Here is a 13,136-nt window from a genome sequence, read left to right on the forward strand (position 1 = left end):
ATGATAGTGGCTCCGTTGTGACCGGGAAAATCTCAGGAGTGTTGGATGCGATCTAGAGTTCTTCATTTGCGAGCCACAACGATCGCCCACGTCGCGGGCGGTACAGCCAAAGCGGCAGACCTTGAGCCAGGAGGGAAGCCGGGGGTGTGGGACTGGTCTGGAAGTTATGTTTGCGGACGGGTCGGTAGGTGGGTGCGGTCGAACCTGCTGCGCCAATTCCTACGGTCGGGCGACCTATGGCGATACCGACATGTTCGATTTCAACCGGCTGCACAACCCGCACCTGCCGCTCGGCTAAGGGCTGTATCTGTGCCTGGGCGCTGCGCTGGCGCGCCCGGAATTGGGAAGTGCCTTCCCCCCGCCGTTCGTGCGGTCGGAGGATCTGGCGCTGGTAATCGCCGCAGAGGACGTCGTCTACGCGCTGTCTTAGCTCATTTGCTGCCCGCAGTCTGCCCATCATCTTCCGCCCCTTCCAGGCTCAGAGAGTAAAGCGTCACCATGTCCGAACAATCCTTGCCGGCGCTGCCGATGTGGCGGGTCGATCACATCGAGCCCTCGCCCGAGATGTTGGCGCTACGTGCCAAAGGTCCGATCCACCGCGTGCGCCTTCCGTCCGGGCACGAATGCTGGTGGGTGACAGGCTATGACGAGGCCAAGGCGGTGCTGTCTGACGCGGCATTCCGGCCCGCGGGAATGCCTCCGACGGATTTCACCCCGGATTCGGTCATTCTCGGTTCGCCGGGATGGCTGGTCTCGCACGAAGGGGACGAGCATGCTCGGTTACGCACGATCGTGGCGCCGGCCTTCAGCAACAGCAGGGTGAAGCTGCTTACGCAGCAGGTCGAGGCGATCACTGTGCAGTTGTTCGATACGCTGGCGGTTCAGCCCCAGCCCGCAGACTTGCGACGCCATGTCTCCTTTCCGCTTCCGGCCAAGGTAATCAGCGCGCTGATGGGCGTGCCCTTCGAGGAACACGCCTTTTTCGCAGGACTCTCCGACGAGGTGATGACGCACCAGCATGAAAGCGGCCCGCGCAGCGCGTCGGGCCTGGCCTGGGAAGAGCTCCGCGCCTACATTCACGGCAAAATACGGGGCAAGCGACAGGAGCCGGGCGATAACCTGCTGACGGATCTGCTCGCCGCGGTCGACCAGGGCAAAGCGACCGAGGAAGAGGCGATCGGCCTCGCGGCGGGCGTGCTGGTGGCGGGGCACGAGAGCACCGTTGCGCAGATCGAATTCGGCCTGCTGGCCATGTTTCGCCATCCGCAACAGCGCGAACGCCTGGTCCGCGATCCGTCCCTGGTGGACAAGGCGGTGGAGGAGATACTGCGCATGTATTCGCCTGGTGCGGGCTGGGACGGCATCATGCGCTATCCCCGGACCGACGTGACCATCGCAGGCGTGCATATACCCGCGGAGAGCAAAGTACTGGTCGGCCTGCCGGCGACCTCGTTTGATCCGCGCCATTTCAAAGACCCGGAAGTCTTCGACATCGGACGCGACGCAAATCCCCACCTGGCGTTCTCCTACGGGCAGCACAATTGCATCGGGGCGGCGCTGGCCAGGCTGGAACTGAAGGCCGTATTCGGTTCGATCTTCCAGCGCTTTCCCGCGTTGCGCCTGGCCGTGGCGCCCGAAGAACTGAAGTTGCGCAAGGAGATCATCACCGGCGGGTTCGAGGAGATGCCGGTGATCTGGTGCGGACGCCGCCCGGTATCGCAATTTTCTCATTTGACGGCGCCTGGCGCGCGCCGGTCAGATCAGCCACCCGACAGGTAACCAAGATGGACGTGCAAGGAACCAAGGCAGCATGCCACGACGCCTTCGCCGAGCTGGCGTCGCCAGCATGCATCCAAGACCCGTACCCGTTCATGCGGTGGTTGCAAGAGCACGATCCGGTGCACCGCGCGGCGTCGGGCATCTTTCTGTTGAGCCGCCACGCCGACATCTACTGGGCGTTCAAGGCCACGGGCGATGCGTTTCGGGGACCGGCGCCATCCGAACTGGCGCGCTATTTCCCGCGTGCGGCGAGCAGCCTGTCGCTCAATCTGCTGGCGTCCACGCTAGCCATGAAGGAACCACCGACGCATACGCGTCTGCGCCGGCTGATTTCGCGCGATTTCACCGTGGGCCATATCGACAACCTGCGGCCGAGCATCGCGCGCATCGTCGCAGCCCGCCTGGATGGCATGGCGCCCGCACTGGAGCGAGGAGAGGCGGTGGACCTGCATCGGGAATTCGCACTGGCCTTGCCCATGCTTGTCTTCGCTGAATTGTTCGGCATGCCCCAAGACGACATTTTCGAGCTCTCAGCGATCGTCAGCGCCATTCTAGAAGGCCTGAGCCCGCACGCCAGCGATCCACAGCTCGCCGCGGCGGACGTGGCCAGCGCCAGGGTGAAGGCCTATTTCGGCGACCTCATATTGCGCAAGCGCGCCGATCCCTGCCGCGACATCGTGTCGACACTGGTCGGCGCACACAGCGACGATGCCGACACGCTTTCGGACGCGGAGTTGATCAGCATGCTGTGGGGCATGTTGCTGGGCGGCTTCGCCACCACTGCTGCGACTATCGACCATGCGGTGCTGGCGATGCTGGCCTACCCCGAGGAGCGGCACTGGCTGCAGGGAGACGCCGCAGGGGTGGAGGCATTCGTGGAAGAAGTACTGCGCTGCGAGGCGCCCGCCATGTTCAGCTCCATTCCGCGTATCGCCCAGCGCGACATCGAATTGCGTGGCGTGGTGATCCCGAAGGACGCGGACGTGCGCGTGCTGATCGCGGCCGGCAATCGCGACCCGGACGCTTTCGCTGATCCCGACCGATTCGATCCGGTGCGGTTCTACGGCACCAGGCCTGGCATGTCGAACGACGGAAAGATTATGCTGAGCTTCGGCCATGGCATCCACTTCTGCCTAGGTGCGCAACTCGCCAGGGTGCAGCTGGCCGAGAGCCTGCCGCAGATCCAGGCGCGCTTCCCCACGTTGGCCTTGGCCGAGCAGCCGACCCGGGAGCCCTCAGCGTTCCTTAGGACGTTCCGCGCGCTGCCGGTGCGGCTGCACGCGCAGGCGGCGGCTGAGGTTCGCGTCGTGGTCGACCAGGACCTGTGCGGAACCACTGGTCAGTGCGTGTTGACGCTGCCGGGCGCCTTTCGTCAGCGCGAACCGGACGGCGTGGCCGAAGTGTGCATGGCGACGGTCCCGCAGGCGCTGCACGCCGCCGTGCGGCAAGCAGAAAGCCAGTGCCCGGTCGCGGCCATTCGGGTGATCGAAAGCGAAGCCGGCGATAACCACTGCACCAACCCCGGCCCTACGCCCTCTCAGGCAGACGCTGAGCGACATGCAGCGAAGACCTACGCAATCCAGGAGAACATGATGGAACGATTTAAAGGCAAGGTGGCCGTGGTGACCGGCGCCGGCGCCGGGATCGGCAAGGCATGCGCCCTCGCCATCGCACGCGAGGGCGGAAGAGTGGTGGTGGCCGACATTGATGGCCCCGCTGCCATCGCCTGCACCGCACAGATCGCAGCCGAAGCGGGCCAAGCGCTGGCCGTGGCCATGGACATCGCAGATGCGCAGGCGGTGGCAGAGCTTTTCCAAACGGCGAAGCGGCGCTTCGGTGGGGTAGACGTGCTTGTGAACAATGCGAGCGCCATGCATTTGACCCCGCACGACCGCGCGATCCTCGACCTGGACGTGGCGGTCTGGGACAAGACCATGGCGACCAATTTGCGCGGCACGCTCCTCTGCTGCCGGCAGGCCATCCCACAAATGATCACCCGCGGTGGTGGCGCGATCGTGAACATGTCATCGTGCCAAGGGCTCAGCGGCGACACCGCACTGACGTCCTACGCCGCGTCGAAGGCCGCAATGAACATGCTGTCGGCCTCGCTTGCCACGCAGTATGGACACGCGAAGATCCGCTGCAACGCGGTTGCGCCAGGTCTTATCATGACGGAACGCCTCTTCGCCAAGCTGGACGAGTGCATGCAACGGCATCTACACCGGCACCAGCTCCTGCCGCACGTCGGCCGCCCCGAGGACGTAGCCGCGCTGGTCGCATTCCTGCTCTCCGACGAGGCTGCGTTCATCACCGGCCAGGTGTTGTGTATCGACGGCGGCATGTTGTCGCATGTTCCAACCTACGCCGACGGTGGCAACAGCGCGGCTCTGCCGGCCGGTGACGCCGCCGAAGCAGCCGCAACGTCGCACTGGTGATGGACATGCTGCTCAACCCGCTGAACCGCTGGCACCGGCTACGGGACGACATCCCGGTCATGCCTGGCGCTTTCCCCCTGGTCGGGCATCTTCCCGCCATCGTCTGCGATCTGCCGCGCCTGCTGCGGCGCGCCGAAAGGACGCTAGGCAGCCACTTCTGGCTGGATTTCGGCCCGGCCGGACACCTGATGACATGCCTGGATCCGGATGCGCTCGCATTGCTCCGGCACAAGGAAGTGTCCTCGGCACTGATCGAAGAGATGGCGCCCGACATCCTTGGCGGAACGTTGGTCACTTTGGACGGTAGCGCGCACCGGCAGGCGCGCGATGGGATAAATGCGGCGTTTCTGCCCAGGGGTCTGACCGAGGCCGGCATTGGCGAGCTGTTCGAACCAATTATTCGGGCTCAGGTCAGGGCGTGGCGCGACCGCGGTGAAGTCGCTATCCTGCCAGACACCCGCAACCTGATGCTTAAACTCACCTTCAGTCTCATGGGCATCCCCGCCCAAGACCTGTCGGAGTGGCATCGCAAGTACCGGCAACTGCTACAATTGATGGTCGCGCCCCCGATCGACCTGCCGGGGATGCCATTGCGGCGCGGCCGCGCCGCCCGCGATTGGATCGACGCGCAGTCGCGCCAGTTCATCCGGGACGCGCGCGCGCGCGCCGCGCGCACCGGGTTGATCAACGACATGGTGAGCGCCTTCGATCGCAGCGACGGCGCACTCTCCGATGACGTCCTGGTCGCCAATATCCGCTTGCTGCTGCTTGCCGGCCACGAGACCTCCGCCTCAACGATGGCCTGGATGGTGATTGAGCTGGCGCAGCAGCCAGAGCTGTGGGACGCCCTGGTCGAAGAGGCGCAACGCGTGGGCGCGGTGCCGACCGGGCACGAGGACCTGGCGCAATGTCCGGTCGCAGAGGCACTGTTTCGGGAGACGCTACGAATGCATCCGGCTTCCTCGCTCGTACCGCGTCGCGCGATGCAGGAATTACAACTCGGCCAGCGGCACATTCCTGCGGGCACTCATTTGTGCATCCCACTGCTGCATTTCTCGACCTCGGCGCTGCTGCACGAAGCGCCTGATCAGTTCCGTCTGGGACGATGGCTGCAACGCACGGAGCCGATCCGGCCGGTGGACATGCTGCAGTTCGGTGCCGGCCCACACGTCTGCATGGGCTATCATCTAGTATGGCTGGAGCTGGTGCAGTTCAGCATCGCCTTGGCATTGACCATGCAGGAGGCCGGGGTGCGGCCGCGGTTGATGAGCGGCGTCGAAAATGGCCGGCGCTATTACCCGACCGCACATCCGTCCATGACAATCCGCATCGGATTCTCATGAGCTGGGATCGTCTGCCCCGTGTCAGGAGGCAGCGGCGCCGGCGATGGGCGGCATTGCTGCACTCGGCGCGCGCGCCCGGTGCGACGCCGGCAACACCGCGGCTCGCCGCTCGCCGCGGCATTCTCTGTCACGTACAAGGAGATGAACAACATGCAGACGGGTTCCATGCTAAACGACGACCGAACTGGCGTTTCCCCGTTCGGCGGATTGGGCGCGCAGGCGTGCGGCGGAGTGCCGGTGCGCGCGTCCGTACGCATGGTCGCGCTATGCGCCGTCGCGGAGGATGCCGCGCGTTACGCTGTTCCGCGCGCTGGATCGCTATCGCGCCTGTTTCGGATCGTAGGTGGTCGAGGATGACACGCCAGCGGATGACACGACGCTGGGCAAGCCCCCGGCAAGCATGTGGCGGAGAAGAATGCAACCGGCGTGCCGATCACGGAGCTGCATGCAGCGCGCCAGTCAATGCCGGGCCTATGGCCCGAGGCCGAGGAAGCCATCACCCCACTGCGGCCGCGTGCGGAGCGGTTGGCGCAGGCCGTGCAGCGGGCCAAAAGGGTATCTGTTCAAGCACGCGCCGTGCGCATGGGCGCCGGTCGGCACGGAGGCGCCGCCGTACCGCTGCGATCCGCCGGCGGCAGCGCTAGATGCTACATTGTGTCCGATTCCACGGCGCAGATCGCAGCGGTTGCCCACCGCGGTCCGCCGCGCTGTCCGGCGGACCGCCGCCAGCATAGGTGCGCTTCGCCGCGACGGGCCCGCGGCGGTGCCCGGCGTCCGCCCCATCCTGCTTCTCGTCAACTGCCTGCAGAGGGAACATCCCGCATGAATGCGCTGTCCGAACAGATCCTTTCTGAATTGCGCCACCTGCTGAACGAGACGCGCGATGGCGGCAGCGTCAGTCCCTCCGTTTACGACACGGCGCGCGTTTTGCACTTCCGCGGCAACGTCACCGGTCGGCAGAACGCATACGCGTGGCTCATGGCGCAGCAACAGGCTGATGGCGGGTGGGGAAGTGCTGACTTCCCACTGTTCCGCCATGCACCCACGTGGGCGGCGTTGCTTGCATTGCAGCGTGCCGATCCTCTTCCCGGCGCTGCGGACGCAGTTCAGGCTGCAACGCGGTTCCTCGAGCGCCAGCCGGATCCCTACGCAGATGCGGTGCCGGAAGACGCGCCGGTAGGCGCGGAGCTGATCCTGCCGCAGATCTCCGGCGAGGCCGCATCCTTGGTGGACGACGTGGTGTTTCCGCGCTACCCGGCGCTGTTGCCGTTGCGGCAGGCGTGCCTGGCCAAGTTGGGGACGGTGGGACCGCTGCCGAGCGGCCATCCGTTGTTGCACTCCTGGGAAGCCTGGGGCACGTCGCCGACCACGGCATGCCTGGACGACGACGGCAGCATCGGCATCAGCCCGGCGGCAACCGCCGCCTGGCGTGCGCACGCCCTCACACAGGCGAGCGCGCCACAGGTCGGGCGTGCCGACAGGTATCTTCAGGCCGCATCGCGCGCGGCGCGTAGCGGCATCGAAGGTGTCGTTCCTAGCGTCTGGCCGATCAACGTATTCGAGCCATGCTGGTCGCTGTACACCCTGCATCTGGCCGGGTTGTTTTCGCATCCCGCGCTCGCCGAGGCGGTAGGCGTGATCGTCGCGCAGCTCGATGCCTGTCTGGGCGTGCGCGGTCTGGGTCCGGCCTTGCACTTCGCGGCCGATGCGGACGACACCGCCGTTGCGTTGTGCATCCTGCGCCTAGCAGGACGCAACCCGGCTGCCGACGCGTTGCGCCATTTCGAAATCGGCGGGCTGTTCGTTACCTTCCCCGGCGAGCGCAATGCCTCGGTGTCGACCAACATCCACGCCCTGCATGCGTTCAGACTGTTGGGAAAGCCCACCGCCGGCACCAGCGCTTACCTTGAGGCCAATCGCAACCCGGACGGTCTATGGGACAATGAAAAATGGCACGTTTCGTGGCTGTATCCCACCGCGCATGCAATTGCTGCGCTCGCGCAAGGCGTGCCCCAGTGGCGCGACGAGCGCGCGCTGGCGGCGCTGTTGCAGGCGCAGTGCGACGACGGCGGCTGGGGCGCCGGTCGCGCGTCAACATTTGAGGAAACCGCCTATGCGCTGTTCGCCTTGCACGTGATGGATGGGCGCGAAGAGCCGACAGGGCGCGCCCGCATCGCGCTGGCGGTCGCGCACGCGTTGGAGTGGATGCTCGCTCGCCATGAGGCGCATGAATTGCCGCAGACGCCGCTGTGGATCGGCAAGGAATTGTATTGCCCGACCCGGGTCGTGCGCGTGATCGAACTCGCCGGCTTGTGGCTGGCTCTTCGTTGGGGGCGGCGCATCCCGGCCGAGGGAGCAGGAGGAATAGCGCAATGATCCCGACCGAAAGCGCGCTGCAGCAAGTACTGGAGTGGGGGCGTTCTCTAACCGGATTCGCCGACGAGCATGCCGTGGAAGCAGTTAGGGGCGGACAGTACATCCTGCAGCGTATCCAACCGAGCCTGCACGATACCAGCGCCCGCACCGGCCGGGATCCGCAGGACGAAAAGCTGATCGTGGCGTTTTATCGCGAGTTGGCGCTACTGTTTTGGCTCGACGATTGCAACGACCTTGGCCTGATCGCGCCAGAGCAGCTGGCCGCGGTGGAGCAGGCGCTGGGGCAGGGCGGCCCATGCGCGATCCCCGGGTTCGAGGGCTGCGCTGTGCTGCGCGCTTCCCTGGCCGCGCTCGCCTACGATAGGCGCGACTATACTCAGCTTCTTAACGATACCCAGTGCTACTGCGCGGCGCTTCGCGCCGGACACGCGCAGGCGGCGGGGGCGCAACGCTGGTCTTACGCCGAATACTTGCACAATTCCATCGATTCGATCGCCTACGCGAACGTGTTCTGTTGCCTGTCGTTGCTTTGGGGGCTGGACATGGCGACCCTGCGCGCGCGTCCGGCGTTTCGCCAGGTACTGCGGCTCATCTCCACGATAGGGCGCCTGCAGAACGATCTGCATGGACGCGCCAAGGATAGGTCGGCGGGAGAGGCCGACAACGCTGCCATCCTGCTCCTGCAGCGTTATCCGGCTATGCCTGTGGAGGATTTCCTCAACGACGAGCTGGCCGGCCATGAGCGCATGCTGCACCGAGTGATGGTGGAGGAACGCTTTCCTGCGCCATGGGGACCGTTAATCGAGGCCATGGCGGCCATTCGCGCGAAGTACTACGAGACCTCGATCAGCCGCTACGGCAACGATGCTGCGGGGAGAGGCCAGCGTGCGCCGGCGTGAACGCGCGGGAGGCGGCGGCGTGCGCGCAGCGCCCTCGGTCCGATCCGACGCAACGCCAACGCCCAATACGGCGGATCGAGCGAGCATGTGCGACGACGCCCTGACCCGGCGCAAGGACGACCATCTGGACCTCGTGCTTAATCGGCGAACGGCGCCAGCCACGGTCGCCGCCGGCTGGGAGCAAATCCGGTTCGAACACTGCGCACTACCCGAGCTGGACCTGACGCAGATCGGACTGCGCACCTCGCTGTTAGGCAAGCCCATGCGTGCGCCGCTGCTGATCAGTTCCATGACCGGCGGAATGCCACGCGCCGAGGCCATCAATCGGCATCTGAGCGAGGCGGCGCAAGCCTTGGGGATCGCCATGTGCGTCGGTTCGCAGCGCGTGAGCCTGCAATCGCGCAATTCCCAGGGACTGACGCGCGCGCTTCGCCGCCTGGCGCCTGACATTCCCTTGCTGGCCAATATCGGCGCCGCGCAACTGCGTGAGGCCGACGGCCTTGATCTGGCGCGCCGGGCTGTCGATGCGCTGGAGGCTGATGGGCTGATCGTCCATCTCAATCCGCTGCAGGAAGCGCTACAGCCGGATGGCGACCGCGACTGGCGCGGCGTCCTGGAGCAGATGGCTCGCGCCGCGCGTAGCGTGGGCGTGCCGATCGTGGCCAAAGAAGTGGGGTCGGGCCTGTCCGCCTCGGTGGCCTGCGCGCTCGTCGAGGCGGGTGTTGCGGTGATTGATGTCGCCGGAGCCGGCGGCACCAGTTGGGCCGCGGTGGAGGGCGAGCGCGCCCGCGATGCCGCCGGCCGTGCAGTGGCGATGGCGTTCGCCGATTGGGGGATCCCGACACCGGCCAGTTTGCAGGCGGTACGTCGGGCGCTGCCAACGGTGAAGCTTATCGCTTCCGGCGGGATCCGCGATGGCGTCGACGTGGCCAAGGCCATTCGCCTGGGCGCGGACATCGCCGGGCAGGCAGCCGGCGTGCTGCCAGCGGCTACGGTATCGACCGAAGCGGTCGTCGCGCATTTCGAGGTCGTCATCCGCCAGTTGGCCGTCGCCTGCTTTTGCACCGGCTCACCTAATCTGGCGACGTTGCGCCAGGCGCGCTTGTTGCCCTCCGCGCATCCGCCAGCTGGATGATGCCGGCGTCGCTCGCTCGTGTCGGCCGGCGCCTAGCTGGTTGCAAAAACCGTTAACGCTAAAGCTAGACCTCTAATCCACCTGGCCCACGGGTTCGATACAGGGAACGAAGTGTTCATGAGGCAGCTGTTGACGATGAAGCGGTAATGATGCCGCCGGTTAGCTAGGTTATGCGTAACGGAATTCGGAGCTCATAAAGGTGCGCAATCCAGCGCCGCTTGTTGAATTAGCCCGGCTTTTCCCGGTCCCGCCACGCCTTTGCAAAGTGCATGATTCAGCCAGTTAACGAAGGACCGTTTGTGAGGGCTGGCAGGAACGGTGTCACCTATCTGTTCGAGATACGCGTAAAATCTGGCGGCTGCGCTGTCCAATCCTTCGCCGCGAACGATACTGGGCCGCTTCAGCTGCGTGTCCACGGCAGGCAATTTGCCAAGCACTTCGGCGCGACCGACTGTATCTGCGATGTCGTCGGCGATCTGATACGCATGCCCGAGCAATTCCCCCACCTTAGACCATGGGGCCGGATCAACATCACTTGCCAGGGCACCGCACGTGGCCGCTGCGACAAAGAGGGAGCCGGTCTTGTAATGGTGATAGCGGTCGATTGGGACGTGCGTCATTGCCTCCATCGACTGTCCGGCGATCAGTCCGTGACTGGGGCCGACCGCCTCCGCAACCACCTCGATCATGCGCGCGCCCAACTCAGGTGTTAGCGCAGCCTGCAGGCTGAGGTATTTGAAAGCCATCACAATCAAGGCATCGCCAGCCAAAACGGCGATAGGCTCTCCGAAAAGCCGGTGCACCGTCGGTCTGCCGCGGCGTAGCGCGGCGTTATCGAAGCAAGGCAAGTCGTCATGCACCAACGAGGCACAGTGTAGCAATTCAATTGCTGCCGCGGCTCTTGTCGCCAGCTCAGGATGTCTTTCGCCGCACACATAGGAGACTTTCAAGCAGAGCTTGGGGCGCATCCGGGAGCCACCTGGAAACACTGCCGCGTCTAGCGCTCCACGCAGGTGAGCCGGCGCAGCCGGACTTAGAGCACTATCCATGGCAGCTCGCAGCGCATGCTCGATGAGCTTGTCGCTATCGCCAACGACGTCGGCTTGGTGATTCGAAATCATATCGCATCTCCACTTTTGAGACGAAAACGAACATCGGGCCTAGTCCAACCGGTGCCAAACAAAAGGCCAATTTCGCTGTGTCTCTTCAGGTTCCAGGGCGCCGTTAAGTTTAGCGGGGTGCGGCGGCCAACATGCGGCACCGGCGTCACCAATGAACCCGCGTGCCAGTGGGAGCCCTAACTCGGCAAGGCGATCTCCCGCTGGAATCCCTCGAAGCAGTCCCATTCGCGGCGACATGACATCTGGACGAATTCGGTTATTTCGATCGCGTGCGAAAAACATTGGCTCTGGCGGCGCTGTCGGCCAGAATGGCATTGCTCTCGACGTCTTGATCCAAAGCCGAAGAGGCTCCCGCGCTGAGCAGTGGCTCGTGACAAAGCTCTTTGGATCGGCTGCACGCCGCCGCGCGTGATGATCGCTGACGAGCTCCGTTCGTAGGGTACGACATGGGCGAAGATGGGCCTTACATCTAAAAGTGTTGGTCATCGTCGATAGTAACCACTGGAGCTTGGACCGGAACCATTGCCGGCAGAGATCTGGGCTCTTACAAGCAATTGATGTGCCACCAGAGCATTGTTAGTGAATGGTTCAATGGCGGCAGAAGGCGCCTTCCGGTGCTCACCGTGTGTCGGGAGTCGTAGATTGTGCCACTCCGCCTAGTATGTGAACGCCGTCAACCTTGCGAGCGATCCGTCCGAAGGCCGACCCAGCATTGGGAGTGAATTGGGTCGAGCTCACAATGCACGTCGGCACTTGCATCATGCCAACCTGTCAATGTGCGCGATCGCACGCGACTGTTATCTTTGCGTCAATTGCGATCGAACCAATGCTTTTGACGCTTCACGAGGTTACGCTGCCGATAGACCCAGCGGAGAAGAGGACTGAGCCCTTCCTGTTGCTCTTCGGCGCGATGTTGCCGAAGCCTTAGACTCGACCGGCTTGGCGAGGATTTCGGCGCTGCCGTAGCCCTAGTCGGCCGGCAGGAAACCGCTTCGAGAAGTCGGTCCCCGACCGCCTTTTGCTAGCGGACTAAAAGGTCGGAGCAGGTGGATATGCAGCGCTCTCCTTCGATAGCTTGGTTGAAGGAGGCGGAATTTCGAACCTACACGCTTGCGGGAGCGGTAACCGATATGGGTTCTTGGCTGGGTGATCTCCAGCACGGCGGAGCTTTCCCAGCTAGCCAAATGGGATATCCTGGGACGGGGAAATGGATCGGTTTTCGAGATTATTTTTTATCGTCCTCAACGATGACGGCTTAGAAGATGTTGAGCATTGAATGTGAATTTTCGCTCAAATTCGACGCTAACCTAGATGATTCAGTGGCGGGTGCGGCCATAGCAACAGATCTTTCACGGAACTGGGCGACCGGTCTCAGCGCCTGTTTTGCATGCATTCCTGAAGCAATTTGGCTAAACCCTCAAATATTTGCTATAACGCAAAAAATGCCCAAAATGGGTATTTAAAACGGTTGTAGTGTGGCGATGACAAGTGGTTCAAATCCGCTCAGTTGGCGCACGCCTACAACGAGTGGCAGGAAAACAGGGACGTGCGGTGACGGAAGATCTAACAAGCTACAGAAGTTCGAGAGGCCTCGTCAGCACCGCCGATCCGGAGGTTGACAAGCCGATCTGTCGAAAGCCAGGTTTCGACGGCAAAATTACATCCCTGGGACACATGGAGGAATTGATCAGCGCGTTCCTGAAAAAGACACGCGAAGCGCAAGGCCTGTCTCGTGCGGACGTTGCTCCAATGCTTGGTCTGTCCATCCCTGTATACGGACGCTACGAGCGGGCATTTTCCAAAATGACTGTTACCCGGATGATCCATCTGTGTGAGATTCTTGGCTTTATGCCTATCGATATGATCTTTGAAGCTGCGCCACATCTTTGGGGCCGTACATCGGAGGAGGCCGAGGATTGTCTCACACTGGCTCGGGTTCTCAGGAGACTTCCGAACGGCACGACGCGCGATCTTATTCGGCTCCTGCAGCGAATGATCCCCGATGACGACGATAGCGACAGGGGTCAGTGATGTAGCGGAGACCGTGA

General features: G+C 63.6%; 9 protein-coding genes and 2 pseudogenes. 10 read left to right on the plus strand and 1 reads right to left on the minus strand.

Annotated features, from left to right (window positions below; genetic code table 11):
• Positions 1 to 166 precede the first annotated feature (166 nt).
• From AB8B31_RS32595 to fni, 9 genes and pseudogenes are all read left to right on the plus strand, one after another.
• Positions 167 to 298, plus strand: coding sequence for a hypothetical protein (locus AB8B31_RS32595; RefSeq protein WP_275593058.1), 132 nt, complete (start codon positions 167 to 169; stop codon positions 296 to 298).
• A 200-nt stretch (positions 299 to 498) separates the two neighbouring features.
• Positions 499 to 1,779, plus strand: a complete 1,281-nt coding sequence (locus tag AB8B31_RS32600) for a cytochrome P450 (RefSeq protein ID WP_097622047.1) — start codon at positions 499 to 501, stop codon at positions 1,777 to 1,779.
• Positions 1,780 to 1,784: 5 nt separating this feature from the next.
• Positions 1,785 to 3,065, plus strand: a pseudogene (locus tag AB8B31_RS32605) (cytochrome P450); the annotation flags it as partial.
• Positions 3,066 to 3,125: 60 nt separating this feature from the next.
• Positions 3,126 to 3,203, plus strand: a pseudogene (locus AB8B31_RS32610) (ferredoxin); the annotation flags it as partial.
• A 168-nt stretch (positions 3,204 to 3,371) separates the two neighbouring features.
• Positions 3,372 to 4,214 (plus strand): SDR family oxidoreductase, encoded by an 843-nt coding sequence (locus tag AB8B31_RS32615; protein ID WP_054186146.1) that lies wholly within the window; start codon positions 3,372 to 3,374, stop codon positions 4,212 to 4,214.
• On the plus strand, positions 4,214 to 5,557 hold the full coding sequence (locus AB8B31_RS32620) for a cytochrome P450 (RefSeq protein WP_097622046.1): 1,344 nt from the start codon (positions 4,214 to 4,216) through the stop codon (positions 5,555 to 5,557). The genes AB8B31_RS32615 and AB8B31_RS32620 overlap by 1 nt, the downstream gene beginning before the upstream one ends.
• A gap of 822 nt (positions 5,558 to 6,379) precedes the next feature.
• Positions 6,380 to 7,933, plus strand: a complete 1,554-nt coding sequence (locus tag AB8B31_RS32625; protein WP_054186143.1) for a hypothetical protein — start codon at positions 6,380 to 6,382, stop codon at positions 7,931 to 7,933.
• Complete coding sequence (locus AB8B31_RS32630) at positions 7,930 to 8,832, plus strand: terpene synthase family protein (RefSeq protein ID WP_097622045.1); 903 nt, start codon at positions 7,930 to 7,932, stop codon at positions 8,830 to 8,832. Before AB8B31_RS32625 ends, AB8B31_RS32630 begins: the two co-directional genes overlap by 4 nt.
• A gap of 85 nt (positions 8,833 to 8,917) precedes the next feature.
• The gene (gene fni, locus AB8B31_RS32635; protein ID WP_097622044.1) at positions 8,918 to 9,967 is read left to right on the plus strand and encodes a type 2 isopentenyl-diphosphate Delta-isomerase; all 1,050 of its coding nucleotides are present in this window, start codon (positions 8,918 to 8,920) and stop codon (positions 9,965 to 9,967) included.
• 191 nt (positions 9,968 to 10,158) lie between these two features.
• Here fni and AB8B31_RS32640 read toward each other — a convergent pair whose 3' ends face one another.
• The gene (locus tag AB8B31_RS32640) at positions 10,159 to 11,088 is read right to left on the minus strand and encodes a polyprenyl synthetase family protein (protein ID WP_097622043.1); all 930 of its coding nucleotides are present in this window, start codon (positions 11,086 to 11,088) and stop codon (positions 10,159 to 10,161) included.
• Positions 11,089 to 12,639: 1,551 nt separating this feature from the next.
• On the opposite strand from AB8B31_RS32640, the gene AB8B31_RS32645 reads away from it, so the two are divergent.
• On the plus strand, positions 12,640 to 13,119 hold the full coding sequence (locus AB8B31_RS32645; protein ID WP_097622041.1) for a helix-turn-helix transcriptional regulator: 480 nt from the start codon (positions 12,640 to 12,642) through the stop codon (positions 13,117 to 13,119).
• Positions 13,120 to 13,136: the final 17 nt, after the last annotated feature.

Source organism: Rhizobium sp. 62_C5_N11_2 (genome assembly GCF_051811185.1).
GTDB classification, from domain to species: domain Bacteria; phylum Pseudomonadota; class Alphaproteobacteria; order Rhizobiales; family Rhizobiaceae; genus Rhizobium; species Rhizobium leguminosarum.

Bases quoted from the DNA above. Each gene is read 5' to 3' on its own strand.
- AB8B31_RS32625 (WP_054186143.1), top strand. From the start codon at position 6,380: ATGAATGCGCTGTCCGAACAGATCCTTTCTGAATTGCGCCACCTGCTG.
- AB8B31_RS32630 (WP_097622045.1), top strand. From the start codon at position 7,930: ATGATCCCGACCGAAAGCGCGCTGCAGCAAGTACTGGAGTGGGGGCGT.
- fni (WP_097622044.1), top strand. From the start codon at position 8,918: ATGTGCGACGACGCCCTGACCCGGCGCAAGGACGACCATCTGGACCTC.
- AB8B31_RS32640 (WP_097622043.1), bottom strand. From the start codon at position 11,088: ATGATTTCGAATCACCAAGCCGACGTCGTTGGCGATAGCGACAAGCTC.
- AB8B31_RS32595 (WP_275593058.1), top strand. From the start codon at position 167: ATGTTTGCGGACGGGTCGGTAGGTGGGTGCGGTCGAACCTGCTGCGCC.
- AB8B31_RS32615 (WP_054186146.1), top strand. From the start codon at position 3,372: ATGGAACGATTTAAAGGCAAGGTGGCCGTGGTGACCGGCGCCGGCGCC.
- AB8B31_RS32620 (WP_097622046.1), top strand. From the start codon at position 4,214: ATGGACATGCTGCTCAACCCGCTGAACCGCTGGCACCGGCTACGGGAC.
- AB8B31_RS32600 (WP_097622047.1), top strand. From the start codon at position 499: ATGTCCGAACAATCCTTGCCGGCGCTGCCGATGTGGCGGGTCGATCAC.